This is a genomic window from Serratia sp. BNK-4, assembly GCF_048685115.1.
Classification (GTDB): Bacteria; Pseudomonadota; Gammaproteobacteria; order Enterobacterales; family Enterobacteriaceae; genus Serratia; species Serratia bockelmannii.
Genome location: NZ_JBLQTM010000001.1, coordinates 1,222,719 through 1,247,589, shown reverse-complemented (window position 1 = coordinate 1,247,589; position 24,871 = coordinate 1,222,719). Strand labels below are relative to the sequence as shown.

General features: G+C 59.3%; 26 protein-coding genes. 12 read left to right on the top strand and 14 right to left on the bottom strand.

Features of this window, described 5'->3' with window-relative positions; genetic code table 11:
• The first annotated feature begins 17 nt into the window (after window positions 1–17).
• The 3 genes from ptrR to fghA are packed head-to-tail and all read left to right on the top strand — an operon-like array spanning window position 18 to window position 2,949.
• Window positions 18–938 (top strand): putrescine utilization regulator PtrR, encoded by a 921-nt coding sequence (gene ptrR, locus ACMGGW_RS06085; protein ID WP_049295274.1) that lies wholly within the window; start codon window positions 18–20, stop codon window positions 936–938.
• A 29-nt stretch (window positions 939–967) separates the two neighbouring features.
• On the top strand, window positions 968–2,092 hold the full coding sequence (locus tag ACMGGW_RS06080) for an S-(hydroxymethyl)glutathione dehydrogenase/class III alcohol dehydrogenase (RefSeq protein ID WP_016928454.1): 1,125 nt from the start codon (window positions 968–970) through the stop codon (window positions 2,090–2,092).
• Window positions 2,093–2,106: 14 nt separating this feature from the next.
• The gene (gene fghA / locus ACMGGW_RS06075; RefSeq protein WP_015377214.1) at window positions 2,107–2,949 is read left to right on the top strand and encodes an S-formylglutathione hydrolase; all 843 of its coding nucleotides are present in this window, start codon (window positions 2,107–2,109) and stop codon (window positions 2,947–2,949) included.
• A gap of 39 nt (window positions 2,950–2,988) precedes the next feature.
• Here the strand turns inward: fghA and ACMGGW_RS06070 are convergent, their stop codons facing one another.
• From ACMGGW_RS06070 to ACMGGW_RS06035, 8 genes are all read right to left on the bottom strand, one after another.
• Window positions 2,989–3,297: a CcdB family protein gene (locus ACMGGW_RS06070; protein ID WP_025302144.1), complete on the bottom strand. Its 309-nt coding sequence runs from the start codon at window positions 3,295–3,297 to the stop codon at window positions 2,989–2,991.
• Window positions 3,298–3,299: 2 nt separating this feature from the next.
• Entirely contained in the window at window positions 3,300–3,542 is a 243-nt protein-coding gene (locus tag ACMGGW_RS06065) for a type II toxin-antitoxin system CcdA family antitoxin (RefSeq protein ID WP_079449478.1), read from the bottom strand.
• 81 nt (window positions 3,543–3,623) lie between these two features.
• Complete coding sequence (gene gsiD / locus ACMGGW_RS06060) at window positions 3,624–4,532, bottom strand: glutathione ABC transporter permease GsiD (protein ID WP_169540348.1); 909 nt, start codon at window positions 4,530–4,532, stop codon at window positions 3,624–3,626.
• A 9-nt stretch (window positions 4,533–4,541) separates the two neighbouring features.
• Window positions 4,542–5,462, bottom strand: coding sequence for a glutathione ABC transporter permease GsiC (gene gsiC / locus ACMGGW_RS06055; protein ID WP_025302141.1), 921 nt, complete (start codon window positions 5,460–5,462; stop codon window positions 4,542–4,544).
• Window positions 5,463–5,513: 51 nt separating this feature from the next.
• Window positions 5,514–7,049 (bottom strand): glutathione ABC transporter substrate-binding protein GsiB, encoded by a 1,536-nt coding sequence (gene gsiB, locus ACMGGW_RS06050; protein WP_025302140.1) that lies wholly within the window; start codon window positions 7,047–7,049, stop codon window positions 5,514–5,516.
• Between the two features lie 23 nt (window positions 7,050–7,072).
• A complete protein-coding gene (locus tag ACMGGW_RS06045) occupies window positions 7,073–8,947 on the bottom strand; it encodes a dipeptide ABC transporter ATP-binding protein (protein ID WP_197832357.1) in 1,875 nt (624 codons plus the stop codon).
• Window positions 8,948–8,966: 19 nt separating this feature from the next.
• Window positions 8,967–9,923, bottom strand: coding sequence for an isoaspartyl peptidase/L-asparaginase (locus tag ACMGGW_RS06040; RefSeq protein ID WP_197832356.1), 957 nt, complete (start codon window positions 9,921–9,923; stop codon window positions 8,967–8,969).
• A 358-nt stretch (window positions 9,924–10,281) separates the two neighbouring features.
• Entirely contained in the window at window positions 10,282–10,818 is a 537-nt protein-coding gene (locus ACMGGW_RS06035) for a DUF924 family protein (RefSeq protein ID WP_038629078.1), read from the bottom strand.
• Window positions 10,819–10,975: 157 nt separating this feature from the next.
• Between ACMGGW_RS06035 and moeA the strand changes: the two genes are divergently transcribed.
• Window positions 10,976–12,214: a molybdopterin molybdotransferase MoeA gene (gene moeA, locus ACMGGW_RS06030; RefSeq protein WP_197832355.1), complete on the top strand. Its 1,239-nt coding sequence runs from the start codon at window positions 10,976–10,978 to the stop codon at window positions 12,212–12,214.
• 2 nt (window positions 12,215–12,216) lie between these two features.
• Window positions 12,217–12,972 (top strand): molybdopterin-synthase adenylyltransferase MoeB, encoded by a 756-nt coding sequence (gene moeB, locus ACMGGW_RS06025; protein WP_049205798.1) that lies wholly within the window; start codon window positions 12,217–12,219, stop codon window positions 12,970–12,972.
• Between the two features lie 51 nt (window positions 12,973–13,023).
• On the opposite strand, the gene ACMGGW_RS06020 is transcribed toward moeB, so the two are convergent.
• Window positions 13,024–14,616 (bottom strand): ABC-F family ATPase, encoded by a 1,593-nt coding sequence (locus ACMGGW_RS06020; RefSeq protein ID WP_049276117.1) that lies wholly within the window; start codon window positions 14,614–14,616, stop codon window positions 13,024–13,026.
• A 181-nt stretch (window positions 14,617–14,797) separates the two neighbouring features.
• On the opposite strand from ACMGGW_RS06020, the gene ACMGGW_RS06015 reads away from it, so the two are divergent.
• A complete protein-coding gene (locus ACMGGW_RS06015) occupies window positions 14,798–14,950 on the top strand; it encodes a hypothetical protein (RefSeq protein ID WP_193389588.1) in 153 nt (50 codons plus the stop codon).
• Between the two features lie 83 nt (window positions 14,951–15,033).
• Here the strand turns inward: ACMGGW_RS06015 and ACMGGW_RS06010 are convergent, their stop codons facing one another.
• Both ACMGGW_RS06010 and ACMGGW_RS06005 read right to left on the bottom strand, forming a co-directional pair.
• The gene (locus ACMGGW_RS06010; protein ID WP_049203535.1) at window positions 15,034–17,370 is read right to left on the bottom strand and encodes a tetratricopeptide repeat protein; all 2,337 of its coding nucleotides are present in this window, start codon (window positions 17,368–17,370) and stop codon (window positions 15,034–15,036) included.
• A gap of 404 nt (window positions 17,371–17,774) precedes the next feature.
• A complete protein-coding gene (locus ACMGGW_RS06005) occupies window positions 17,775–18,686 on the bottom strand; it encodes a prolyl oligopeptidase family serine peptidase (RefSeq protein WP_197832354.1) in 912 nt (303 codons plus the stop codon).
• Window positions 18,687–18,777: 91 nt separating this feature from the next.
• Between ACMGGW_RS06005 and ACMGGW_RS06000 the strand changes: the two genes are divergently transcribed.
• On the top strand, window positions 18,778–19,209 hold the full coding sequence (locus ACMGGW_RS06000) for a hypothetical protein (RefSeq protein WP_043143410.1): 432 nt from the start codon (window positions 18,778–18,780) through the stop codon (window positions 19,207–19,209).
• On the opposite strand, the gene cynR is transcribed toward ACMGGW_RS06000, so the two are convergent.
• The gene (cynR, locus tag ACMGGW_RS05995; RefSeq protein ID WP_043143408.1) at window positions 19,133–20,083 is read right to left on the bottom strand and encodes a transcriptional regulator CynR; all 951 of its coding nucleotides are present in this window, start codon (window positions 20,081–20,083) and stop codon (window positions 19,133–19,135) included. The two genes, ACMGGW_RS06000 and cynR, sit on opposite strands and share 77 nt — an antisense overlap.
• Window positions 20,084–20,197: 114 nt before the next feature.
• Between cynR and ACMGGW_RS05990 the strand changes: the two genes are divergently transcribed.
• The 4 genes from ACMGGW_RS05990 to ACMGGW_RS05975 all read left to right on the top strand — a co-directional run bounded on the left by ACMGGW_RS05990 (window position 20,198) and on the right by ACMGGW_RS05975 (window position 22,401).
• Window positions 20,198–20,851: a carbonic anhydrase gene (locus ACMGGW_RS05990; protein WP_049203432.1), complete on the top strand. Its 654-nt coding sequence runs from the start codon at window positions 20,198–20,200 to the stop codon at window positions 20,849–20,851.
• Between the two features lie 19 nt (window positions 20,852–20,870).
• The gene (gene cynS, locus ACMGGW_RS05985; RefSeq protein ID WP_025302127.1) at window positions 20,871–21,341 is read left to right on the top strand and encodes a cyanase; all 471 of its coding nucleotides are present in this window, start codon (window positions 20,871–20,873) and stop codon (window positions 21,339–21,341) included.
• Between the two features lie 233 nt (window positions 21,342–21,574).
• Entirely contained in the window at window positions 21,575–21,832 is a 258-nt protein-coding gene (locus ACMGGW_RS05980; RefSeq protein ID WP_004939031.1) for a YjhX family toxin, read from the top strand.
• A gap of 62 nt (window positions 21,833–21,894) precedes the next feature.
• The gene (locus tag ACMGGW_RS05975; protein WP_127146402.1) at window positions 21,895–22,401 is read left to right on the top strand and encodes a GNAT family N-acetyltransferase; all 507 of its coding nucleotides are present in this window, start codon (window positions 21,895–21,897) and stop codon (window positions 22,399–22,401) included.
• 32 nt (window positions 22,402–22,433) lie between these two features.
• Here the strand turns inward: ACMGGW_RS05975 and ACMGGW_RS05970 are convergent, their stop codons facing one another.
• Complete coding sequence (locus ACMGGW_RS05970) at window positions 22,434–22,931, bottom strand: AAA family ATPase (protein WP_049295266.1); 498 nt, start codon at window positions 22,929–22,931, stop codon at window positions 22,434–22,436.
• Between the two features lie 168 nt (window positions 22,932–23,099).
• Window positions 23,100–23,996, bottom strand: coding sequence for a LysR family transcriptional regulator (locus tag ACMGGW_RS05965; RefSeq protein WP_025302124.1), 897 nt, complete (start codon window positions 23,994–23,996; stop codon window positions 23,100–23,102).
• Window positions 23,997–24,128: 132 nt separating this feature from the next.
• On the opposite strand from ACMGGW_RS05965, the gene ACMGGW_RS05960 reads away from it, so the two are divergent.
• A complete protein-coding gene (locus ACMGGW_RS05960; protein ID WP_025302123.1) occupies window positions 24,129–24,860 on the top strand; it encodes an isochorismatase family protein in 732 nt (243 codons plus the stop codon).
• The last annotated feature ends 11 nt before the right edge of the window (window positions 24,861–24,871 follow it).

Here is a 24,871-nt window from a genome sequence, read left to right as displayed (position 1 = left end):
CACGAAACGAGAATATTATGGATCTGACCCAGCTTCGCATGTTCTGCTGCGTAGCGGAAACCGGCTCGGTCGCCCGCGCCGCCGAGCAGCTGCACCGCGTGCCGTCGAACCTGACCACCCGGCTGCGCCAGCTTGAGCAGGAGCTGGGCGCCGATCTGTTTATCCGCGAAAAACAGCGCCTGCGCCTGTCGCCGATGGGCCATAACTTTCTGTGCTACGCCAACCGCATCCTGGCGCTGAGCGACGAGGCGATGAGCATCACCCACGCCGGCGAACCGGCGGGCAACTTCGCCCTCGGCTCGATGGAGAGCACCGCCGCCACCCGCCTGCCCTCGCTGCTGGCGGCTTACCACCAGCGTTTCTCGCAGGTGTCTCTGTCGCTGACTACCGGCACCTCCGGCGAAATCGCCGATCGGGTGCGCGCCGGCACGCTGGCGGCGGCGCTGGTCGACGGCCCAGTGTCCTATGACGAGCTGAACGGCTGCATCGCCTATCCTGAACATATGGTAGTGATCTCCTGTCTCGATCACGCGCCGATCCACAGCGCCAAAGACGCCAACGGCGAAACGCTGTTCGCCTTTCGCGCCAGCTGCTCCTATCGCCTGCGGCTGGAGGCCTGGTTCAAGCGCGAAGGCGCGCGGCCGGGGCAGATCATGGAGATCCAGTCCTATCACGCCATGCTGGCCTGCGTCGCCAGCGGCGCCGGGCTGGCGATGATCCCGCATTCGGTGCTCAGCCTGCTGCCGGGCCATGAGCGGGTCCGGGTTCACACCCTGCCGCCGGACGTGGCCGACACCGCCACCTGGCTGCTGTGGCGCCGCGACGCGTTCGGGCCGAACGTGCGCGCGCTGAAAGAATTGATTATTGAACAGACGGAAATCGCCGCTGTTGATGAAAGCACCCCCAACGATTTATCAGACGTTATCGATATCGCCTGATTTAAAAGAAAGCCACTGAGGAGACTATGATGGAGATGATCAAAACCCGCGCCGCCGTTGCCTGGGGCCCGAACCAGCCGCTGAAGATCGAAGAAGTCGAGCTGATGCCACCGCAAAAAGGCGAAGTGCTGGTGCGGATCGTCGCTACCGGCGTTTGTCACACCGACGCCTACACCCTGTCCGGCAAAGATCCGGAAGGCGTGTTCCCGGCAATCCTCGGCCACGAGGGCGGCGGCGTGGTGGAAGCGGTCGGTGAAGGCGTCACCAGCGTGGCGGTCGGTGACCACGTGATCCCGCTCTACACCCCGGAGTGCGGCGAGTGCAAATTCTGTAAATCCGGCAAGACCAACCTGTGCCAGGCGATCCGCGCCACCCAGGGTAAAGGCCTGATGCCGGACGGCACCACCCGCTTCTTCAAGGACGGCAAGCCGATCTTCCACTACATGGGCACTTCCACCTTCTCCGAATACACCGTGGTGCCGGAGATTTCACTGGCGAAAATCAACAAGGAAGCGCCGCTGGAAGAAGTGTGCCTGCTGGGCTGTGGCGTCACCACCGGCATGGGCGCGGTGATGAACACCGCCAAAGTGCAGCCGGGCGACACCGTGGCGATCTTCGGCCTGGGCGGCATCGGCCTGTCGGCGATCATCGGCGCGCAGATGGCCGGCGCGGGCCGCATCATCGGCATCGACATCAACACCAGCAAGTTCGATCTGGCGCGCAAGCTGGGCGCTACCGATCTGATCAACCCGAAAGACTATGACAAACCGATTCAGGAGGTGATCGTCGAGCTGACCGACGGCGGCGTCGACTTCTCCTTCGAGTGCATCGGCAACGTCAACGTGATGCGTTCCGCGCTGGAGTGCTGCCACAAGGGCTGGGGTGAATCGGTGATCATCGGCGTCGCGGGCGCCGGCGAAGAAATCTCGACCCGGCCGTTCCAGCTGGTCACCGGCCGCGTCTGGCGCGGCTCGGCATTCGGCGGCGTCAAGGGCCGTTCGCAGCTGCCGGGCATCGTCGAGCGCTATCTGGACGGCGAATTCGCGCTGAACGACTTTATCACCCACACCATGGGGCTGGAGCAGATCAACGAAGCGTTCGATTTGATGCACGAAGGCAAATCGATCCGTTCCGTCATCCACTTCGACAAATAAGCCAGGAGGCAGAGATGACGCTGTCATTGGAACTTCTCGAAGAGCACCGCATGTTCGGCGGCTGGCAACAGCGTTATCGCCACGCGGCGCAGAGCCTGAATTGCAACATGACATTCAGCATCTACCTGCCGCCGCCGCGCGATGACAACCCGCCGCCGGTGCTGTACTGGCTGTCGGGGCTGACCTGCAACGACGAGAACTTCACGTTGAAAGCCGGCGCGCAGCGCATCGCCGCCGAGCTGGGCCTGGTGCTGGTGATGCCGGATACCAGCCCGCGCGGTGACGAGGTGCCGAACGACGAAGGTTACGATCTGGGCCAGGGCGCCGGGTTCTACCTGAACGCCACCCAGGCGCCGTGGGATCGCCACTTCCGCATGTACGACTACATCAGCGCCGAACTGCCGGCGCTGATCGAACAGCACTTCAGCGTCAGCGATCGTCAGTCGATCTTCGGCCACTCGATGGGCGGCCACGGCGCGCTGATGATGGCATTTCGCAATCCGCAGCGCTTCCGCTCGGTATCGGCGTTCGCGCCGATCGTCAACCCGTGCCAGGTGCCGTGGGGCCGCAAGGCGTTCACCGCCTATCTGGGCAGCGACGAGAGCCAGTGGCTGCAGTACGACAGCTGCCATCTGCTGGCCAGCGGCGCGGAAAAAATGCCGGTCCTGATCGACCAGGGCGATGACGACCAGTTCCTGGCCGATCAGCTGCAGCCGGCGCGGCTGGCCGAGCTGGCGCGCCAGCGCGACTGGCCGCTGACGCTGCGCATTCAGCCGGGGTACGATCACAGCTACTTCACCATCGCCACCTTCGTGGAAGATCACCTGCGCTTCCACGCCGAGCACCTGTTCCGCTAATAAAAAAATCCGGGCGGTTATTAACCCGTCCGGATTTATTCAAAAGCCATCAATCAGAAAATCGATAGCGGCTTTAATTTGATTCCTGTGCTCATTGACATTACCAACGGCCTTCCCAATCTGCGAAATACGTACGGCAGCCATCTCATGCGTCATAACAAGAAACTTTTCGCCGTTGACCTCAATCTCCGGGCATAAACGTGCAGAAATTTTAACCCTGACGTTATCCAAAGCATAAAGGGGGATCATTAACCGGGTCGAGAGGACATCAATAAGATCGCTTTGAACGTCCAGTAAGTAGGGATAGGCTGATGCCGGATACGTATTGTCATATACGGTAAATTGCATATTTAAAATGTCCGATATTCATCAGACAACAAACCATTTTCTTCAGTGATACGATTAAGTTCTTCTAACGCCGCGCGATTTTGCTCGCGCCACTGTTGAATCTCAATATCCCTGACGCGGACGCTCAATGCGTCCGTCAATACGGATGACACATTGACGCCCAGGGATTTTGCGCGCTGGAAAAGATCGCGATCGATGGTTACGTTGACTGTCTTTTTCGTCACATTGCTATTTGCCATATCCATACCTCATCCCTGTAATATACACGGGTCAAATTTTCATCAATTATACTCGTAAAACAGGGGTATGCCAATTCAGCGATGCCCTCACCCCTTCAATTTGGGATCGAGCGCGTCGCGCAATCCGTCGCCCAACAGGTTGAACGCCAGCACGGTGATGAATATCGCCAGGCTGGGGAAGATCGCCACGTGCGGCGCGATCACCATATCGGCGCGCGCTTCGTTGAGCATCGCCCCCCACTCCGGCGTCGGCGGCTGGGCGCCCAGGCCCAAAAACGACAGGCTGGCGGCGGTGATGATCGAGGTGCCGATGCGCAGGGTGAAATAGACCACGATCGAAGACAGGGTGCCTGGCAGGATGTGCCGCAGGATGATGGTCCAGTCCGAGGCGCCGATGCTGCGCGCCGACTCGATATAGGTCAGGTGCTTCAGCACCAGCGTATTGCCGCGCACCAGGCGGGCGAAGGCCGGAATGCTAAAGATCGCCACCGCGACGATCACGTTGGCCATGCCGCTGCCCATGATCGCCACCACGCCGATCGCCAGCAAAATGCCGGGAAACGCGAACAGCACGTCGCAGACGCGCATGGTGAGGCGATCCCACCAGCCTTCATAGTAACCGGCCAGCAGCCCCAGCAGGGTGCCGATCGCCCCGCCCGCCAGCACCGAGAACACCCCGGCCGCCAGCGAAATGCGCGCGCCCATCAGGATGCGGCTGAAAATATCGCGTCCGAGGGAATCCACCCCCAGCCAGTGCATCAGCGAAGGCCCTTCGTTCAGCCGGTCGTAATCGAAATAGTTTTCCGCATCGAACGGCGCCAGATAAGGCGCCAGCAGCGCCGCCGCAATCAGCAGCAGCACCAACAGGCCGGCGACCAGCGCCGCCCGCTGGCGGCGAAAACGCCGCCAAAACTCGCCCCACGGCGTGCGTACCGCGTTGGGGTCGATAAGCGGCATCGCCTTCAGTGCGGCGTTACGCCGCCAATGCTTAATCATGCCGCCTCCTCATTGGTAACGAATCGCCGGGTTGATCGCCGCGTACAACATATCCACCAGCAGGTTGATCAGGATGAACTCCAGCGAGAACAGCAGCACCTCGGCCTGGATCACCGGGTAATCGCGCATCTCCACCGAGTCCACCAGCAAGCGCCCCAGCCCCGGCCAGTTGAACACCTTCTCCACCACGATCGAACCGCCGAGCAGGAAGCCGAACTGCAGCCCCATCATGGTCACTACCGGGATCATCGCGTTGCGCAGGCCGTGCTTCATCACCACCACGCTTTCCCGCACGCCCTTGGCGCGCGCGGTGCGCATGTAGTCCTCCTGCAACACCTCGACGAACGAAGCGCGGGTAAAACGCGCCATCACCGCCGCCACCGCCGCCCCCAAGGTGATAGAAGGCAGAATGTAGTGCCGCCAGCTGTCGGCGCCCACCGTCGGCAGCCACCCCAGCTCGACCGAGAACACCTGCATCAGCAGCATGCCGAGCGCAAAGGCCGGGAACGAGATCCCCGATACCGCCAGCGTCATGCCGAGACGATCCGGCCAACGGTTACGCCACACCGCCGACACCACGCCGATCGCCAGGCCGAACGCTACCGCCCACAGCATGCTGGCGACGGTCAGCCAGAAGGTCGGCATAAAGCGCGAGGCGATCTCTTCGCTCACCGGGCGCTTGGACACCATCGAGATGCCGAAGTCGCCCCGCAGCGCGTTGACGAAAAAGTGCGCGAACTGCTGCGGCAGCGGCTTATCCAACCCCAGATCCTTGCGCACCAGCTGCACCACCGCCTCGTCGGCCTCCGGCCCCGCCGCCAGCCGCGCCGGATCGCCCGGCAGCAGGTGGACGAACAGGAACACCAGCACCGCCACGATCAGCAGCGTCGGGATCAGGCCCAGCAGTCGTTTCAGAAAATAATTGAGCATCTCATTCCTCCCCCACCTGCCGCCGTCTGGCCGCAGGCGGGGATGGGCGCCTTATTTCAGATCGGCGTTATCAAAGTTGAACGAGGTATCCGGCATCACGTAGAAGCCGCTCAGCTGTTTGCTGTTGGCCGACAACAGACGTTCGGTCGCCAGGAAGATCCAGGGCGCGTCGGCCCAGATGCGATCCTGTGCGTCCTGATACAGTTTCTGCTTCTCGGCGCGATCGGTGGTCGCCAGCGCGTCGGTCAGATCCTTGTCCACCTGCGGGTTGCTGTAGAACGCGGTGTTGAACTGCTTCGGCGGCGCCGCCTGGGTGGAGAACAGCGGCGACAGCGCCCAGTCCGCTTCCCCGGTCGAGGCCGACCAGCCGGTGTAGAACAGCCGCACGCCGGTGTCTTTCACCCCGACGCTCTCCACCTGCGCCGCGCGCTGCCCGGCATCCATCGCCGTCACCGTCACTTTCACCCCCACCTGCGCCAGCTGCTGTTGGGTGAACTGCAGCACTTTCTGCGCGGTGCTGTGGTTGTGGGACGACCACAGCGTGGTGGTGAAGCCGTTCGGGTAGCCGGCCTCTTTCAACAGCTCGCGCGCCTTGGCCGGATCGTACGGCCACGGCTTGTAGCGGGCGGCGAAATCGATGGCCGGGGGCACAGGCCCTTCCGCCGGCACCGCATAACCGGCGAACGCCACCTTGATCAGCGCGTCCTTGTTAATCGCGTAGTTGAGCGCCTGGCGCACCTTCGGGTTGTCGAACGGCTTTTGAGTGACGTTCATGCTGATGTAACGCTGCAGGATCGATGGCGCAGCCACCACGTCCAGCTTGGCGTTGCCCTCCAGCACCTTGGCCTGCTCGTAAGGGATCGGGAAGGCGAAGGTCGCCTCGCCGGTCTGCAGCATCGCCGCGCGGGTGTTGTTATCCACCACCGGGCGCCAGGTGATGCTGTCGAGCTTCGGCAGCCCCGGCTGCCAGTAGCCGTCGAACTTCTTCACCTTGACGAAATCGGTCTGGTTCCAGGTCACGAACTGATACGGCCCGGTGCCGACCGGGTGGAAACCGATCTCTTTGCCGTATTGCTTCAGCGCCGCCGGGGAGATGATCGCCGCCGCCGGGTGCGCCAGATTGTTGACGAACGCCGAGAACGGCGCCTTCAGCACGATCTTCACCGTATTGGCGTCCACCGCCTCGGTTTTGTCGATCATCTTGAACAGGTTGTAGCGCTTGAGGTGGCTGTCCGGGTTACTGGCGCGATCGAGGTTGGCCTTCACCGCCTCGGCGTTGAACGCGGTGCCGTCGTGGAATTTAATGCCCTGACGCAGTTTGACGGTATAGGTCAGGCCGTCTTTGCTGACCTCATAGCTGTCCGCCAGCACGTTCACCAGCTTCATGTCCTTGTCGAAGCCGAACAACCCCTGATAGAAAGACTTGGCCACCGCCTGCGACAGCGTGTCGTTGGCGTCGTAAGGATCAAGAGTGGTGAAATTGGACGCCACGGCAATCACCGCGTCCTTCGCCGCCCAAACCGGGCCGGTTCCCGCCGCCAGCAGTATGGCGGCCAACAGCGCATTGCGTTTGAATGTGTGCTTCATGTCGCTTGTCTCTCCTGAGGTCTTTAAAAAGCACCGGCGATCGGGTGGCGGGCGACAAAGTGCCCGGCGCCAACCTGCACCAGCGGTGCGGTAACGGGTTCATCGCCCAGTGCGCGCACTGGGCTCGGGATCTCATCGGCCGGCAGCGGCTGCCGTTTGTGGGCATGAGCGGGATCGGCTACCGGCACCGCCGCCATCAACTTGCGGGTATAGGGGTGCTGCGGATTGTCGAATACCGCCTGCCGCGGGCCGATCTCGACAATTTGTCCGAGGTACATCACCGCCACCCGGTGGCTGATACGCTCCACCACCGCCATGTCGTGTGAAATGAACAGAAAAGCAATGCCGAACTCGCGCTGCAGATCGAGCAGCAGATTGACGATCTGCGCCTGAATCGACACGTCCAGCGCCGAGACCGCTTCATCAGCGATCACCACTTTCGGGTTCAGCGCCAGCGCGCGCGCGATGCAGATGCGTTGGCGCTGGCCGCCGGAAAATTCGTGCGGATAGCGGCGCGCATGCTCCGGCTGCAGACCGACGCGTTCCAGCAGCCAAGCCACCCGCCGTTCCGCCTCACGGCCGCGCATCACGTTGTGCACCAACAGCGGCTCCATGATGGAGAAACCGACCGTCAGGCGCGGATCGAGCGAGGCGTAAGGATCTTGAAAGATGAACTGAATATCGCGCCGCAGATGCTGCAGCGCCGGCCCCTTCAATTGGTCTATCCGCCGCCCGGCGAAGGTGATGGTGCCGCTCTGGCTGTCCACCAGCTTCAGCAAAGCGCGCCCGGTGGTGGACTTACCGCAGCCGGACTCGCCCACCAGCCCCAGCGTCTCGCCAGGGTAAAGATCGAAACTGACGTTTTCTACCGCGTGCACCCGGCGAGTGACCCGATTGAACAACCCGCCGCGCAGATCAAAACGCGTGACCAGATGCTCCACCCGCAGGATCGGCGCAGCGTCTGGCGGCACGGTATCCTGCGGCGCCGTATCCCCCTCGCCATCCGCCAGCGGAAACTTCGCCGGCAGCGGCCGATCGGCCATCTCCCCCAGCTTCGGCACCGCCGCCAGCAGCGCCCGGGTATAGGCCTGTTGCGGCGCGGCGAATAATTCACTCACTCGATTCTGTTCCACCTGCTCGCCGCGGCGCATCACCAGCACCCGGTCGGCTATCTCTGCCACCACGCCCATGTCGTGAGTGATGAAGATCACCCCCATCTGCATCTCCTGTTGCAGCACGCGGATCAGCTGCAGGATCTGCGCCTGAATGGTGACGTCGAGGGCGGTAGTGGGTTCATCGGCAATCAGCAACGCCGGCTTGCAAGAGAGCGCCATAGCGATCATCACCCGCTGGCGCATGCCGCCGGAAAGCTGATGCGGGTAGCGCCCCAGCACCTCTTTGGCCTCCGGAATGCGCACCAGATCGAGCATGCGCAGCGCCTCCTGACGCGCGCTGCGGTGGTCCATGCCCTGATGCAGGCGCAGCGATTCGGCGATCTGCTCGCCGACCGGAAATACCGGGTTGAGCGAGGTCATCGGCTCCTGGAAGATCATCGCCATGTCGGCGCCGCGCACCGTGCGCAGCGTGCTCTGCGAGGCATGCGCCAGCTCGAGCAACGCGCCGTCGCGCCGGCGCAGCGTCATGGCGCCGCTGACGATGCGCCCACCGCCCTGCTCCACCAGCCGCATCAGTCCCAGTGAAGTCACCGATTTGCCAGAGCCGGACTCACCGACGATCGCCAGCGTCTCGCCGCGATCGAGATCGAACGACAGGTTGCGCACCGCTTCCACGGCGCCGTCCGCTTGAGGAAAACGGATGCTCAGATCGCGCACCGTCAGCACCCGCTGCGGCGGCAATGACAACCCGTCGCCGGCGGGCCGGAATAAAACGTCGGTCATACACCCTCCCGGTGAACGCTTAGCGATAAATCCCGACGGACGGCGCATCGCCGACATAACCAAAACCGCGATACATCCCCTCGCAGTTAAACGGCAGCGCGACATTGCCGTGGCGATCGACGGCGATCATGCCGCCGCTGCCGCCCAGTGCAGGCAGCTTCTCCATCACCACCCGATCGCTGGCCGCCTGCAGGCTGAGGCCACCGTATTCGATCAGGGCGGAGAGGTCATAGGCCGCCACGCCGCGCATGAAGATCTCGCCGGTGCCGGTGCTGGAGACCGCCACGGTGGCATTGTTGGCATAGCAACCGGCGCCGATGATCGGCGTGTCGCCCACCCGCCCGGCCTGCTTGTTGGTCATGCCGCCGGTGGAGGTGGCGGCGGCGAGGTTGCCCAGCGCATCCAGAGCCACTGCGCCGACGGTGCCGAATTTGCGATCGGGATCGAGCGGATCGCCGGCCTGTGCCGCGCCGTCGTGATCGAGCAATACCCGGCCCTGCTCCGCCTGGGCGCGGTGCAGCTGATCAAAGCGTTCTTGGGTAAAGAAGAAGTCGGGGGCAACCATTTCCAGGCCGTGGGCGGCGGCAAACTTCTCGGCGCCTTCGGCGGCAAACAGCACGTGTTCGCTGTTTTCCAGCACCGCGCGCGCCGCCAGCACCGGGTTGCGGACGCGGCTGACGCCGGCGACGGCACCGGCATCGCAGGTGCGGCCGTCCATCACGCAGGCATCCAGTTCGTGGGTGCCCTGATGGGTAAACACCGAGCCTTTGCCGGCGTTGAACAGCGGGCACTCTTCGAGCAGCCGCACCGCTTCGGTCACCGCGTCCAGCGCGCTGCCACCCTGTGCCAATATCGCCTGCCCGGCAGCCACGATCTCGGACAGCGCCTGGATATACTGCCGTTCTTTTTCCGCACTCAGCGCCGCCCGGGTAATTGCGCCCGCGCCGCCATGAATGGCAATCACTGGTTTGCTCATTTGCCTGACACCCTGTGTTAATCCCGCCGTTGCACAGCGAATAAGCTGAGCGCGGTATCATTATTATTCAGTCTTTTTCGACTCTATTTAGTCCTACAGTGGAAGTACAGCATAACGTCCACGCCCCGCTTTTAGCGTAGCGCGCTTAGACCGTTTCGCACCTTAAAATAGCTTATTGGAATAAAAACAGCAGGTTATAAAAAGCAGCAAACCGCTGACAGTGCGGCCGGGATTATTGGTAATTTCGCGGGAGGAAATAGCGGTAGAGCGTAATGAAATAAACGTTCGCGCTGAGTCATGCTTATTGTGGCGCCCGGCCTGCGTTTTTTCCTCCAGCCGGGCGCAGATGATCCAACGATTAAAAACCCGATCCAGGCTGCTGCAAAAAGGCCTCTTCTTCCGGCGTGCTGGTGCGCCCCAATATCGCATTGCGATGCGGGTAGCGGCCGAAACGATCGATGATCGCCTTATGCCGCAGCTCGAACTCCAACTGGTCACCGTTATTGAGCTCGGTATACAGCACCAGCGCCTGCTGGTGGATCAGCGGCGATTCCGAATGCATGAACGGTAGATAGAGAAAACCTCGCTGCTCGCGGCTCAGCCGTTCGCACTCGCCGCTGCGGATCGCCTCCTGCGCCAGGACCAGCGCCATGCCGTCGCAGGCAAACGACTGCGGCGTGCCGCGGAACAGGTTGCGGCTGAACTGATCGAGCACGATCACCTCCGCCAGGCGTCCTTCGATGGTGTCGCGCCAGTGCGCCAGCTCCCCCGCCGCCGCCGCCCGCCAGATTTCGCCGAAACGGCTGTGCAGCAGACGATCGAAATCGTCGTCCTTTTTGAACCACATCACCGGTTCGATCTCGTCGAACCAGAACTCGATAACCTGTTTATGCATCATGATCCTCCTCTGTTTTACCCAGTTTATACCCGTTCGCGCTTCCGGCGCAGTGCGAAAGATGGCGGGCATAACCCGTTCTCCCCCCCGGCGTTCTCTGCCATAATACCCGCACTTTGTCGCTATCAATGCGCACCCTGATTACGGAGTTCCCCTTATGGATCATTGCCATACTTCCGATCTCATCTCCCTGGAGCAAGCGCTGGAAAAAATGCTCGGGCAGATCGCCCCGCTGCAGCAGACCGAATCCGTCGCCCTGACCGCCGCCGCCGGCCGCATCACCGCCGCGCCGGTGGTCTCGCCGCTCGACGTGCCGCCGTTCGCCAACTCGGCGATGGATGGCTATGCGGTGCGCCTCGCCGATCTGGTGGCCAATGCGCCGCTGCCGGTCGCCGGGAAAGCCTTCGCCGGCGCGCCGTTCGACGGCCAATGGCCGGCCAACAGCTGCGTGCGCATCATGACCGGCGCGCCGATCCCGGCCGGGGCGGACGCGGTGGTCATGCAGGAACAGGCCGAAGTGAGCGACCAGGGCGTGCGTTTTACCGCCCCGGTAGAAGCCGGCCAGAATATCCGTTTGGCGGGTGAAGACATTCGCCAAGGCGCCAGCGTGTTGCCGGCCGGCGTGAAGCTGGGCGCCGCGCAGCTGCCGCTGCTGGCCTCGCTCGGGGTCGCCGAAGTGCAGGTGATGCGTAAGCTGAAGGTCGCGGTGTTCTCCACCGGCGACGAACTGCAGCCGGTCGGCCAGCCCCTGCAGGCGGGCCAGATCTATGATACCAACCGCTTCGCGGTACGCCTGATGCTGGAGCAACTGGGCTGCGACGTGCTCGATCTCGGCATTATCCGCGACGATCGCGATGCGCTGCGCGCCGCCTTCGAACAAGCGGACAGCCAGGCCGACGTAGTGATCAGCAGCGGCGGCGTCTCGGTCGGCGAAGCCGACTACACCAAACAGATGCTCGACGAGCTGGGCCAGGTCAGCTTCTGGAAGCTGGCGATCAAACCCGGCAAACCGTTCGCCTTCGGCAAACTGGGCCACGCCTGGTTCTGCGGCCTGCCGGGCAACCCGGTTTCCGCCGCCCTGACCTTCTACCAACTGGTGCAACCGCTGCTGGCGAAGCTGGCCGGTCACAGTGACTGGCGCCTGCCGCCGCGCCTGCGCGCACGGGCGCTAACCCCGCTGAAGAAATCGCCGGGCCGCCTCGATTTTCAGCGCGGCGTGTTCAGCAGCAACGCCGCGGGTGAACTGGAGGTCAGCACTACCGGCCACCAGGGCTCGCACGTCTTCAGCTCCTACAGCCAGGGCAACTGTTTCATCGTGCTGGAACGCGAACGCGGTTCGGTGGCGGTGGGTGAAACGGTGGAGATCGAGCCGTTCAACGCCCTGCTGAGGAGCTGAACATGCTGCCGGAATTGACCGACGCCGAAGCGCTGCGCTACAACCGCCAGATCGTGCTGCGCGGCTTTGACTTCGACGGCCAGGAGAAGCTGAAGGCCGCCCGCGTGCTGATCGCCGGGCTGGGCGGGCTGGGCTGCGCCGCCGCACCTTATCTGGCGGCGGCCGGCGTCGGCCATCTGGTGCTGGTGGATTTCGACACCGTCTCGCTCTCCAACCTGCAGCGCCAAATCCTGCACCGCGACAATCGCATCGGCCAGAGTAAAGTCAGCTCCGCCAGGCAGGAACTGAGCGCCATCAATCCGCATATTCGCATCGACGCCATCGACGGCCGTCTGGAAGATGACGCGATCGCGGCAGAGATCGCCGCCTGCGATCTGGTGCTGGACTGCACCGACAACGTGGCGGCGCGCGACGCCCTGAATCGCCTGTGCCACGCGCAGCGCAAGCCGCTGGTTTCCGGCGCGGCGATCCGCATGGAAGGCCAGCTCAGCGTGTTCACCTATCAGCCGGGCGAACCCTGCTACCGCTGCCTGAGCCGGCTGTTCGGCGACAGCGCCCTCACCTGCGTGGAAGCGGGCGTGATGGCGCCGCTGGTCGGCACCATCGGCACCCTGCAGGCGATGGAAGCCATCAAGCTGCTGGCCGACTATGGTCAGCCGCTGCGCGGCAAGCTGTTGATGTTCGATGCGATGAGCATGCAGTTCCGCGAGATGAAGCTGCCGAAGGATCCGCACTGCGAAGTGTGCGGCGGGGCGTGACGGATAAAAAAAGGGCGGGATAATTCCCGCCCTGATGCGTTACCGCGAGGGTTACACGATGCCCTGGCTGCGCAGATAGTCTTCGTAGTTGCCGGTAAAGTCGATCACCTTGTTCGGGGTGATTTCCAGAATCCGGGTCGCCAGCGAGCTGACGAACTCACGGTCGTGGGAGACGAAGATCAGCGTGCCTTCGTACATCTCCAGCGCCATGTTCAGCGATTCGATGGATTCCATATCCAGGTGGTTGGTCGGTTCGTCCATCACCAGAATATTCGGGCGCTGCATCATCAGCTTGCCGAACAGCATGCGGCCCTTCTCACCACCGGATAGCACCTTCACGCGCTTCTTGATGTCGTCCTGGCTGAACAGCAAACGGCCCAGCACACTGCGCACCGCCTGCTCGTCGTCTTTTTCCTGCTTCCACTGGCTCATCCAGTCGAACACGGTCAGGGTGTCGTCGAACTCGTATTCGTGATCCTGCGCGTAATAACCGATACGGGCATTTTCCGACCACTTCACGGTGCCGCTGTCCGGCTGCGCGTCGCCCACCAGCGTTTTCAGCAGGGTGGTTTTACCGATGCCGTTGGCACCCAGCACCGCGACCTTCTCGCCCACTTCCACCATCAGGTTCAGCTTGTTGAACAGCGGGCCTTCGTCGAAGCCCTTGGTGAGCGTTTCCACTTCCAATGCGTTACGGAACAGCTTCTTGTCCTGCTCGAAACGGATGAACGGGTTCTGGCGGCTGGAGGCTTTCACCTCTTCCAGCTGGATCTTGTCAATCTGGCGGGCGCGCGAGGTGGCCTGCTTGGATTTGGAGGCGTTGGCGCTAAAGCGGCTGACGAACGACTGCAGCTCGCTGATCTGCGCTTTCTTCTTGGCGTTGTCCGCCATCAGACGCTCACGCGCCTGGGTGGCGGCGGTCATGTATTCGTCGTAGTTGCCCGGGTAGACGCGCAGCTCGCCGTAGTCCAGATCCGCCATGTGGGTGCAGACCATGTTCAGGAAGTGACGGTCGTGCGAGATGATGATCATGGTGCTATTGCGTTCGTTCAGCACCTGCTCCAGCCAACGAATGGTGTCGATGTCCAGGTTGTTGGTTGGTTCGTCGAGCAACAGGATTTCCGGATCGGAGAACAGCGCCTGCGCCAGCAACACGCGCAGCTTGAAGCCCGGCGCGATTTCGCTCATCGGGCCATAGTGCTGTTCCACCGGAATGCCCACGCCAAGCAGCAGTTCGCCGGCACGCGCTTCGGCGGTATAACCGTCCATTTCGCCGTAGGCCACTTCCAGGTCGGCTACTTTATAGCCGTCTTCTTCGCTCATCTCCGCCAATGCGTAGATGCGGTCGCGCTCTTCCTTCACCGCCCACAGTTCGGTGTGACCCATGATCACGGTGTCCAGCACGCTGTACTGCTCGAAGGCGAACTGATCCTGACGCAGTTTACCCAGGCGCTCGTTCGGATCGAGGAACACGTTGCCGCCGCTCGGCACCAGATCGCCGCCGAGGATTTTCATAAAGGTGGACTTGCCGCAGCCGTTGGCGCCGATCAGGCCGTAACGGTTGCCGCCGCCGAATTTAACAGAGATGTTTTCAAACAACGGCTTACTGCCGAACTGCATGGTGATGTTGTTAGTGCTTAACACAGCGCTCGCTCTTTATACATAGGGAATGTGATTTGGCGCGCATTATGCCACAACGGGGTGCAGAGATCGCGGGAAGTTTCGGTGACATTTTGAGCGTCAGGCTGGTGCCGTTTGCCGGTGGGCATTGGCTTGCGTACAAAAAGTCTGCTAGATTCGGCGGTTCATATTGAAAAGGATTTCTATGAAAAGCGCAAAGCAGATAGCCAACGACATGGCGGATGCCGTAAACATTGACAGCAATTTAGTGCGCGGGTTTGCACAAGGTTTTATCAGCGTACCGGTCGATTTCTACTACCTTGCTACGACTATATTGATACTGAAAACAGATGGTTAAACTCGCAAGATAAAGAGCGATTTATCAGGAGCATTAAGTTACTGGTTTATAGCCGTAGTTTAACTCGACTATAAACCATTAATTTATAATAAAGCCGTTTCCTGCTGAATCCAATCTCTAAAATTCTCCACTTGCAATTTTATTGCTGGATCGGTGCAGCTTTTTGTTATCTTATTTAGTGTAAACTCGCACTTTAATAGCTTCCGTCGGATATATCTGTCTTTAAATTTTTCAGGGAGGCTATTAAATGCAAATTTCATTTTCTCAAGAGATTCAAGCGATTTTTCGAAACTCCCATTTTGAGAAAAATTATCTGCCATGCGATAGAATATTTGAATATCAGTATCAAGGTATACTTTATATTGATGATCCCCCGCAGTCTCAATTATAGGTTCTAATTTATTGAGAATTTTGCTACACATATCAAAGTTATGTTGGAATAAATAAGCCCGAGCAAGATCAAGAGATACTTCAATCGACTCATCATCAATCTCATGAGCAATTTCAAATTGTGCAATCGCATCATCGATATTCTCTTCTTCGTGTAATAAGAACCTTCCAAACCAATAATGTAATTGAGGTGTATCAGGAGCTAATACAATAGCCAATTCATATTGAGACCTAGCATCACTCAAATTGCCACTTTTCTGGTGAAAATATGCCATGACTCGAGCAACCTCAAAATAATCTGGTGCTAACCTATGTGCCTCAACCAAGATTTCATATGCCTTATCATGTGAGCTATTCCTTATATTCGCTTGTGCATCAGAAAGCATTTTTGCAATCACACGGTCAGACTTATCTCTAAACTTTATATTATTTACATCATATTTATTTCTTGTTCTAACCGACATTTGCTGCTCAAATATGGAATTTAGTTTGTTTCTCTTCTCTCTGATGTTTTTCTGGAAAGATTGTGATGGTTTATGATGTTTCCCCAAGTATGATCTTGCTAACTCAGAAAGTTCATAAGTTGTTTTAACACTAGCCCCTTTGATTTTTGATGACTGAGAAAGCATATTTGTAGACATTAACTGTTGTATTGCCCGTTGAGCGTGTAATGAGTCGAAATCAGTCAAATAAGCCAACTCAGGGATATCTTTAAGCCCTGGAGCACATTGCATAGCTGCGGTAAGATGCTGAGCTTCCTTTGATAGAAACTCATAAACATTTGACATACAAAACTCAAGAAAGATAGTCGAATTCTGCAATACACTTTCAGGTGAAAGACCTGTTTGAACAGAACTAACAAACCATTTTATATAGCTAGGGTTCCTATGCATTCTATTAACATACCCTCGTAAAACTTTTTCATCCAGTTTAGAGAGGCAGTCAACGCCCCTTAGTTTAGCAAGCATTCTTAACAATTGGGATGCATATGACTCATCAATCCCTTGCAATTTAACAGGATACTCATAGGCACCTAATCCAATCCTTGAAGTAATAATTATTTTACTTCCTGGGGGCAATGAGCCAACAAAATTTTTTATATTATCATCAAGGATTGTTTCTAAGTTATCTATGAACAACGCTATTTTAAAAGTCGCAAGGTACTCTATTATCTCTTCTAACCTTATTGGCTCAGGACTTTGACCTACCACTTGATTGGATATTTCCTGAATAACCCCCAATGAGTCATATATAGCTCCTTTGATATCTTTTATTTCATTAACTGTTATTTGTGTAGTCTTTGATGACACCCATACTATAGCATCAAAAGGAGACGTTGGATCCTCCAAGAGTTCATAAGCAACTTTTAATGCCAATGCCGTTTTCCCAACCCCGCCCTCACCGACAATTGATATGACGGGAAAACCACCTAAACATAGCTGTTTTACTTTCTTCACATCCTCGCTTCTACCGATCAATCCTGTTTCGTCAAAATCAGGCAAAGGTAAGTTGTGGTTGTAATCATCCTCTTCGAGGCATTTTATATCTAAAGATAATACAAAACTTGGATTATGATCTATTTTTTCAAATGTTTCTTTAGTATTTTTCCATATACTTTCATCTTCCTCAACTAGCTTCAATGCTAAAGATGAAACAGAAGGAAAATCCTCTACGTCCAAAGGACGAATATGCATCACTCTATTTCTTATAGGAACTATAGCATCAAGTTTTTTTGTATTTTTCTTCACCATACTTGAAATGTGAGCAGGGAAAAATGATGAATTAGCGTTTATTGTTTGATATGTATCACCAAGATCAAAGTAGTCAACAAGATCGCTAAAGTCTATTTCATTCAAATACTCACCAATATCTCTTTCTACTCTCCCTCTAGCCCTCAACTCTAACTCTATGTTTATCAATCTAAAAGGGTTGTCTACGCTAACTAAGTTATCTTTTATTATAGCGCGGAGGTCTTCTTCAAGAGCACTAATTAAAGCATAGACTGTCATTCTAGTAAGATTAAAAGCCATTATTTTCACCCTAACTATTTTAGAGTTTTTATAATACAAAAAATCAACATTAGATTCATCAAAAATAAGAATAGAAAGAGAAAAAATATGATAAAAAAACAATAATTAGCAAAGTTAATAATGTCCACAACTTACTATTTAAATAGTAAATGCTAATCTCAATCAATTTTTCGTAAGTTGAAAATAAAAACACATTACACAGCGCTCGCTCTTTATACATAGGGAATGTGATTTGGCGCGCATTATGCCACAACGGGGTGCAGAGATCGCGGGAAGTTTCGGTGACATTTTGAGCGGTTGCGGGCAAATCCGCCCGCAGGCGATTTAGCGGAAAATACCCAGGCGAAACGCCCCAACGAGCGCACCGCCTGATTAGCAAGAATATTTGTGAGTGGAATGGACACTCAGCGCAGCTGCTTCTCCAGCCACGCGCGCATATCCGCCACCACCCGCGTCATTTCACTCTCGCCATTTTCGCGCCGCATCACATGGTCTAAAGCCGGATAATTCAGGTAAGTGATATTCGTTTTGCCGTCGGCCCGCAGCTCGGCGATCATTTTCCCGACCGCCCCCGGCGAAACGGCGCGATCCTGGTCACCCTGCACGATCAGCACCGGCGTCTTGATGCTGCGCAGGGAGGCAAGCTGATCGATGTTCAGCATGCCATGCCACCAGGCATAGCCATGATCGCTGGCGTTCAGGGGGAACGGCGGCGCCGTCAGCACCTGCTGTAAAAATGCGTTCAGCCCGGCTTTCTCTTCTTTTGGCGCGTCGGCCACGCTGTGGCGCACATCGTCAATAAACCAGCGTCCGCCGCCGCTGAACGCCAGGGTGGCGTCAACCAGGCCCGAGGAGGCCGTCACCAGATTGGCGATCACCGCCCCTTCGCTGCCCCCCAGCACCGCGACCTTTTGATAGCCGTTGCGCGCACTCACCGCCTGCAGCACCTGGGTGACATCGCTCACCCGCCGCTGCGGCGTATCATGCTGCACGAAAGCGTCCGGGCAATCCTGCCGCGGCACCTCTTCGCGGTACGGCAAGGTGTCGTCGATGCCGTATTTCTCCACCGTCAGCAGGTCTGCGGCGGGTAACACCTGCCGCATCGGCGTGACCAGGCGGATATGCCGCACGCTGTTGCAATCCGAACCTTGCAGGATCACCAACAGCGCCGCCGACGATTGCCCGGGCACCGCAGCGTCCAGATAGTAATGAATACTCGAACCATCCTCCCGCGGCAGCGTCAGCGCTGCAGATTGCGCCATCGCCAGCCCGCTCCACAGCGCCAATACGCTCAGCATGCCTGTCGCCACTCTCATCACTTGCTCCTCTTCCCTGTTGCGTTCGGTTAATTCGTCTTTTCTGGTCTACGCTTCATGCCAATCACGTTTCTGACAGGGAAGCCTTACCGTGCCACACCTCTATAACACCGCACTGCTGATCGGCGCCGCGCTGAGCACCATCGCCGCCCTGCTGCATATTTGGGTGATCGCCGCCGGGCCGCGCGGCTATCGGCTGTGCGGCGCCGGCGATCGCTTCATTAAGGCGGCGGAAGCGGGTAAAAAGTTCCCGGCCGTCGTCACCGCCGGTATCGCGCTGGTTCTGTTTATTTGGGCGCTGTACGCGCTGTCCGGCGCGGGCCTGATCGCGCCGCTGCCGCTGCTGCGGCCCGCGCTGTTTATCATCACCTTTATCTACCTGCTGCGCGGCGTCGCCGGCCCTTTCGCCCTGCGTGATACTGGCCGCAGCCAGCGTTTTATCGTCGTCAGCTCGCTGATTTGCCTCGGCTTCGGGCTGGTGCATCTGCTGGGGATGACGCAGCGCTGGAGTGCGTTGGCGTAACGCCCTGTTGCTGCAAAACGGCGATAAACGCCTGCGCGGCGGCGCTGCGGTAAGCGCCTTTGCGCTGCAGCCATACCGCCTGTCGCACCGGCATGGCGTTGGCCAACGCCACTTTTTTCAACTGCCGGTTCTCGCGCGCAATGGCGGCTGGCAGCAGCGTGGCAAGCTGCCCGCGCCGCACGATCTCGACGATGGCGCCCAGCGCATTGGCCTCCACCGCCACCTGCGGCCGAAATCCCAACTGTGTGCAGTAGCGATCGATAAACTGCCGCGTGGCGAAGTCGCCACTCAGCAAAGCCAGCGGCAGATGTTGCCACTCCGCCAGCCTCAGCGGACGGCGATGCGCCGCCAGGGGATGATCGGCGCCGACCATCAGCTCCAGCGTCTCGCTGAACAACGGCGTGGCTTCTACCTCCGCCGACTGCGCCATCTCGAAGGCGATCCCCAGGTCCAGCCGATCCTGCGCCAGCAGCGCCTCGATCCGCTCTTGCGCCATCTCCTCAATGCTCAGGGTAATCCCCGGGTAGCGGCGATAGAACGCATCGATCGTCGGCCCCACCAGATAGGCGGTGAAGGTTGGCGTCATCGCCAGCCGCAAATGGCCGCGCGCCAGCGTCGCCACGTCATGGATCGCCCGCGCGCCGGCGTCCAAATCCTGCAGCGCCAGCCGCGCATAGCGCATCCACGCCTCACCGGCGTCGGTCAGGCGCACGGCTCTGCCACTGCGATCGAACAACGGCGCTCCCAGTGCGTCTTCCAACTGCTTGATCTGCTGGGACAACGTCGGTTGCGAGACGTGCAACGCTTCGGCGGCGCGGGTGAAGTTGCCCTGTTCGGCAACGGCCAGAAAATAACGGATGTGTCGCAGCAGCATAGCGCCCCAGCTATTAGTAAAACCTATAGCCAGCATTATAAATGGGTCTTAGACCCTATAGCCAGAAGCGTTCATCATGCCGCCATCGCATAACGACACCCAATGGAGAAACGGATGAAAGAGGTGATTGAAGGCTTCCTGAAGTTCCAGCGCGAAGCCTTTGTTGAACGCACGGCGCTGTTTCAGCAGTTGGCGACCCGCCAAAACCCGCGCACCCTGTTTATCTCATGTTCCGACAGCCGCCTGGTGCCGGAGCTGGTCACCCAGCGCGAGCCGGGCGATCTGTTCGTGATCCGCAACGCCGGTAACATCGTGCCTTCTTTTGGCCCCGAACCCGGCGGGGTGACCGCCTCGGTCGAGTACGCCGTCGCTGCGCTGGGCGTAGAAGACATCGTGATCTGCGGCCATTCCGACTGCGGCGCGATGACCGCCATCGCCACCTGCCAGTGTCTGGATCACCTGCCGACGGTCGCCGGCTGGCTGCGTTACGCCGATTCCGCCAAGGCGGTCAACCAGGCTTATCCGCACGCCTCCGACGCAGCCCGGGTCGCATCGATGGTGCGCGAAAACGTCATCGCCCAGCTCAACAACATCAAAACGCACCCTTCCGTCGCCCTGGCGCTGGATCAGGGCCGCCTGGCGCTGCACGGCTGGGTCTATGACATCGCCAGCGGCGCTATCGAGGCGCTGGACGGCGAAACCCGCCGCTTCGTGCCGCTCGCCACCCATCCCGAGGTGACCGCCACCCCGGCGATCGCCCGTTTTTAAGCCCACAAAAGGAGTCAACATGACACACTCTCTGCACAACGCCGCCCCGCGCGAAGCGCTCACCGACACCATCATGGCCGCCAAGATCCGCCATAATCTGACGTTCGAAGCGCTGGCCGAGGGCACCGGTCTCAGCCTGGCGTTTGTCACCGCCGCCCTGCTGGGGCAGCATGCGCTGCCGGAACCGGCGGCGCGCACGGTAGCGGCCAAGCTGGGGCTGGACGAAGAAGCGGTGCTGCTGCTGCAAACCATCCCGCTGCGCGGCAGCATTCCCGGCGGCGTGCCAACCGATCCGACCATTTATCGCTTCTATGAAATGCTGCAGGTTTACGGTTCCACGCTGAAAGCGCTGGTGCACGAGCAGTTTGGCGACGGCATCATCAGCGCCATCAACTTCAAGCTGGATATCAAGAAGGTCGCCGATCCGGACGGCGGCGAACGCGCGGTGATCACCCTGGACGGCAAATACCTGCCAACCAAGCCTTTCTAATTGGCCTTTCGCCGGCGGCCCGCGCTGCCGGCAAATTGACAGCCAACCGGCCATTGGCTACATTAACTGCGCTTAAACGCCGCCCTGGCGTTTTTCACTGCCCGAGGCCTGTATGTTGGAGATTGTAACCACCCGATAGTCGCTTCCTTGCCGTATGGCGAGGGACTCTGACGTATCCGACGCGCGTTTGCGCGGGGATGCGCGTATCTGGGGTTATTACAGGATCTCCCAACATGAACATTTCCAAAGCGGAACAACGCGTGCTGCACGTGTTGGCCAAAGGCGGCTATATCGCCTTCACCCGCAACGACGCCGGTCGCGTCACCCACGTCGAATGCTACACCCGCGAAGGGCTCGGCCTGGCCGACTGCTCGCTGGCCGTCTTCACCAAGCTCAAAACCAAACGCCTGATCCTCTCTCGCCAGGGGCGCCCTTATCGCGTCACCTTTGCCGGGCTCAAGGCCGTGCGGGCGCAGCTGGATAACCGTTAATCATCGATACCGGCCGGGCAGGCAGCCCGGTCGGCACAGCCTTATTTAATCAGGATACAACCATGAACATCACGTTACGCCACGAAACGCCGGCCGACGTCGGCGCCATCGCCACCCTGACCGCCGCCGCATTCTTGCATGCCGAGCACAGCAGCCACACCGAGCAGTTTATCGTCAATGCGCTGCGCGCGGCGGGAGCTCTCACCCTGTCGCTGGTCGCCGAGCAAAATGGCACACCGATCGGGCACGCGTCCATCTCGCCGGTCGTACTCAGCAACGGCGCCGCCGGGTGGTACGGGCTGGCGCCGGTGTCGGTGCTGCCGGCCTGTCAGAACCAGGGGATCGGCAGCCGGCTGATCCGCCGGCTGCTGGCCGAGCTGCAGGAACGCGGCGCCGCAGGCTGCGTAGTGCTGGGCGATCCGAACTATTACGGCCGTTTCGGCTTCCAGGCGCAGTGCGCGCTGGCCCTGCCGGGCGTGCCGCAAGACTACTTCCGCGCCATCGCCTTCCAGGGCGCGCTGCCGTGCGCGGAGGTCACCTTCCACAACGCGTTTAACGCCGAAGCCTAACCCTGTTGCCGGCGCCGTCATGGCGCCGGTTTTCAGTCCCGTTCGCCATAACGCAAGACGGTCATCCCTTCCTCTTCCGCCGGGGGAACAAAGTACTGCGCCAGGCGCTCAAACTCCGCTTCGCTCAGGGCAAACGGGTGCTCGCCGCGCGCATTTCTCAGCGTTATCCGGCTCAGGCACTGCGCATGGCTGACATCGAGAAAGTGCAGGCAGTGTGCGACGCCGGCCTCCTCCGCCAAGGCTTTGGCCCAGCGCCGCCTGTCCGGCGTATTCATCGGAAAATCGAGCGCCACGGACCAACCGCCGCGCAGCAGCTGAACGAGGTGCCCGCCCAGCGCCCGCCGCAACCGGTCGGAACAGCGCGCGTAGTCTTGCAGACTGGCCATCTCCTGTTCATACAGCGTCGCCAGCCACGCATCTTCGCTCAGCAACAGCGTTTGCGGTTGTTGCGCCAAACTCTGCGCCAGCGTCGATTTGCCTGCGCCGGCCTTGCCGCACATCAGGTGTAAAACTGCAGGGTAGGTTTGCATGACGTTCTCCGGTCGTTGCCGGAAGGGGATAAAAAAACCCGCCTGCCGGCGGGTTTTTATTGGCGACACACGCGCTATCCCACCCTCTGGAGAAGGGTGATAATAATTTGCGCGAATGGGCGGTAGGATTTTTTCATAGCTAATGAATATGACAACCGTGCACCGTTGTCAATTCGCCGTCATCAATCCCTGTTCTCGCACAAACTCGGTGAATAAACTCACTTTCTGCTGCACATGCCGGCGCGTCGGGTAAACCGCGAAGACCTGATGCACGTCGGCAATCTGTTCAGGGAACAGCTGCACCAGTCTGCCGGCAGCAATCTCGGGATCCGCCACAAACGACGGCAGCGAACCGATGCCCAGTCCCGCCACCAGCATATCTCGCAGCATCAGGCTGTTGTTGGCGATCAGCCGGGGAGTGAACGTCACGCTCAGGCTCTCCTCGCCGGCGGTGAACTGCCACTGCCCCGGTTTTTCCGCCAGGGAATAGGCCAGACAGCTGTGCCGCGGCAATTCATTGGGCGTTTGCGGCACGCCGTGCTGCGCCAAATAGCCGGGCGCGGCGCAAATTCGCTGGTGCACGTCACCCAGCGCCCGGGCGCTGAGGGAAGAATCCGGCAGTCGGCGGCGAATGCGCAAGGAAATATCGAAACCGGCCGCCACCACGTCCAATACCCTGTCGTCCAGCGTCAGTTCCACCTGCAGCTGCGGATAACGTTGCATAAACGGCGGCAGCAGCGGCGACAGCACCGTCAGGCCGAACGAGAGCGGCGCATTGACCCGCAGCGTGCCGGAGACCTGCTGCGCGCTGGCGGCAACCGTCTGCTCCAGCGCGTCGAACTCGCCAAGCAACCGGCAGGCTTCCTGGTAATAGAGCTGCCCGGCTTCGGTCAGGCTCATGCTGCGGGTGGTGCGCACCAGCAACAGCGTCCCCAACCGACTTTCCAACTGCTTAATCTGCTTGCTCAACGCCGCCGGCGTGATCGCCAGATCCTCCGCCGCCTTATAGAAACTGTTGCGCTCAACCACGCGGCGAAAGGCGCGCATCGTCAGTAGCACGTCCATATTACGTCCTTCAGGTTAATTATTAATTCAATAAACCATAGATTATTAACCAAATAAATATCAGTAGACTTCATTCAACCGCTTCCCTGAGTGGGACGTGAATTTAATCTACTGATAATCATGGAGTTAATAATGAAAAAGACCCTAATCGCCCTGATGCTCGGCCTGAGCGCCGCCACCGCCCCCGTCGCCGCGCTGGCGCAATCCCCCGCCGCCGATAGCCGCCAGGCGGGTTATGTGCAACCGCTGACCGCCGACAACAGCCTGTTGCTGCTGGTCGATCTGCAGGACATGTTCGGCATGACCATTTCCTCTATCGATCAAACCAACCTGGTGAATAACGCCGCCGGCATCGCCAAGGCCGCCAAGGTGTTCAACGTGCCGACCATTCTGGCCTCGGCCAACGCCAAAAGCTTCGCCGGGCCGGTATTCCAGCAGGTGACGCAGGCACGCCCGGATCTGCAGGTGTACGATCGCACCGCCATCAACGTCTGGCAGGATCGGCGCGTGGTGGATCTGATCAAACAATCCGGCCGCAAGAAAATCATCATCGGCGGGCTGTGGACCGCCAGCTGCGTGATGCTGCCGGCGCTGTCCGCTCTGGGCGAGGGGTATGAGGTCTACATATTGTCGGACGTCACCGGCGACATTACGCCAGATAGTCAAAACAACGCCATGCAGCGCCTGGTACAAGCAGGCGCCACCCCTATCAACTGGGTGGCGTTGATGCTGGAATGGCAGCAGGACTGGAGCCGCAAGGCCACGGCGGGGGGCGTATTGCAGATCGCCCGCGACCACGGCGCCGCCTGGGGAATGGGCGCCCGCTACGCCGGGGCGATGAAGGTGGGCAGCGAAGCGAAATAAACGGGTGAAAG